At 64.4% G+C, this 289-nt stretch carries 1 protein-coding gene; it reads left to right on the plus strand.

All coding sequences use genetic code 11. From position 1 onward, the window contains the following. A partial coding sequence (locus EOD29_RS31250; RefSeq protein WP_206520533.1) for a TetR/AcrR family transcriptional regulator C-terminal domain-containing protein occupies window positions 1-289 on the plus strand: 289 nt, incomplete at both ends.

The raw sequence follows: 289 nt of genomic DNA on the forward strand, positions 1-289 counted from the left end.
CGAACCGCGACGGCTCGAAACTCGGCAAACTGCTGCTCGAGCGCGGCCGTCGCCAGATCGACCGGCGCGCCATGGCGCTGATCGATGCCGGCAAAAGGGCAGGGCTCCTGCGTTTTGCCGATGCCGACGAGGCTTATCACACGCTTTACGGCCTTGTTGTCTCCGACCTGCATGTGCGCATGCTGCTCGGCGAACCAGGCCTCAAGGATACCGCACGCCAGGCGGAGAGGGCGGTCACCGCCTTCCTCAGGCTTTATGGTACGGACAAGGTTCTGGCGGAGATGCCGGT

The sequence above is a fragment of the Mesorhizobium sp. M1A.T.Ca.IN.004.03.1.1 genome (genome assembly GCF_003997555.1).
Lineage (GTDB): Bacteria > Pseudomonadota > Alphaproteobacteria > Rhizobiales > Rhizobiaceae > Mesorhizobium.